The sequence below is a fragment of the Microcystis sp. LEGE 08355 genome (assembly GCF_015207185.1).
GTDB classification, from domain to species: domain Bacteria; phylum Cyanobacteriota; class Cyanobacteriia; order Cyanobacteriales; family Microcystaceae; genus Microcystis; species Microcystis panniformis.
Genome location: NZ_JADEXI010000821.1, coordinates 1 through 1,599 on the forward strand (window position 1 = coordinate 1; position 1,599 = coordinate 1,599).

The following is a 1,599-nucleotide window of genomic DNA, read 5'->3' on the forward strand; positions in this document are numbered from 1 at the left end:
CAGAATCTCTCGGAGTTTCACCCATTTCTTGCTATGAAATAGCCCTTGCTAACCAACGGGGAAGATTAGAACTAAGTTATCCTCCTCAAGAGTGGATTCAACAAGCTTTAACAATGGCTAAAATAGATATATTTTCAATTCCCCCCGAAATTGCCATTAGAGCCGTTAATTTATCTCCCATTCACAAAGATCCTTTTGATCGTATTATTATGGCTACAGCCTTAGCATACGGGGCAAAACTGGCTAGTATTGATAACTTATTTCCTAAATATGTTGAAATCAAAGACCATCTCATGGAGAGAGCGAAATAGTGATAAGTAATAGGACAAAATCAACAGATGATTAAAATTTACACGGAAGTCGAACGGGGGCAAAATTGGTTACAGCGCCATCAAAAATCTTGTCCGATATTTGCCCTAGTTTTAGGCTTTACCGAGACGGGATTAATCCCCGGAATCTCCACCGCCGGCGCCACCCCGGAAGATAGAAAATATACAGCGATCGCCGATGCCGAATTTATCGTTAAAGGAGTTTCACCCCATCCCCGTTATCCCTTACCCCCCCTAACGGTGGGAGCCTCCCCTGCCTATATTACCCGCGCCGTAGTGGAAAAATTAGCCATTCCCGTCCTCGTTTTTAACGCCGGTTTACCCTTGCCCCCGGCCGTCGATTATATCGAACTAGGGGGACAACCGGCCCGTTGTCTCTCCACTGGCTGCGCCCTAGATATCCCCATAGTAAAACACCTGTTCGCCCAAGGACTAACCTGGGGAGAAAAATTAGCCCGGGAGTCTAGTTATCTAATTATCGGCGAGTGTGTGGTCGGTGGCACCACCACCGCCCTCGCCATCCTAACCGGATTGGGTTATCGAGCCAACGGCAAAGTTAACAGCAGCCACCCCCAGTGCAATCATGCCCAGAAACGGGCAATAGTTGAGCAGGGATTAGCTGGAAAAGAATTTTTTGATCCTTTTGAGGTAATCGCCGCCCTAGGCGATCCTCAGCAGATTTTCGTCGCTGGCATGGCGATCGCCGCTAGTGGGCAGGGTGGGGTACTCCTCGCCGGAGGAACCCAAATGTTAGCCGTTTCTGCCCTAATTCAAGCTCTAGTGGCTAAATATGCCTATCCGGTTAACTGGGAAAATATCATCGTCGGCACAACTCGCTGGGTAGCGGAAGATAAAACGGGGGATACGGTGGGATTAGCCCGCCTGATCGGGAAAATACCCCTATTAGCCACACAATTAAACTTTTCCGCCTCTAAATACCCGGTTTTGCAAGCTTATGAACAGGGTTTCGTCAAGGAAGGAGTCGGATCTGGAGGATCGGCGATCGCCGCTTATCTGTACCAGAATTGGACTAATCAAGATTTGGTCAAAGCGATCGAAAATTTAATCGGGTTTCAACTAAACTGTTGACTATCTAGGGTTTGCGGCAAAAAGCTTTTCCTGGGGGCAGGGTAGGGCTGTTTTATTCTCCCATCAGAATATCAAAAGTAAAAGCGATCACTGTCTTTGTAAAATGGGAAGTGACCGCGAACTTTTAAAACATATGTTGAGCTTAATAGAAAAACTGAAACAAGTCAAGGACTTTCGGAAA

General features: G+C 46.9%; 2 protein-coding genes. Both read left to right on the top strand.

All coding sequences use genetic code 11. The annotated features are described in order from the left end of the window. Nucleotides 1-311 (top strand): type II toxin-antitoxin system VapC family toxin (locus IQ242_RS24385; RefSeq protein ID WP_193961730.1); only part of this gene is annotated, 311 nt, incomplete at its 5' end. A gap of 27 nt (nucleotides 312-338) precedes the next feature. Continuing rightward, a complete protein-coding gene (gene cobT / locus IQ242_RS24390; protein ID WP_193961731.1) occupies nucleotides 339-1,418 on the top strand; it encodes a nicotinate mononucleotide-dependent phosphoribosyltransferase CobT in 1,080 nt (359 codons plus the stop codon). Nucleotides 1,419-1,599: the final 181 nt, after the last annotated feature.

What these genes read in the sequence shown, in the direction of transcription:
- cobT (WP_193961731.1), top strand. Translation starts at nt 339, where the DNA reads ATGATTAAAATTTACACGGAAGTCGAACGGGGGCAAAATTGGTTACAG.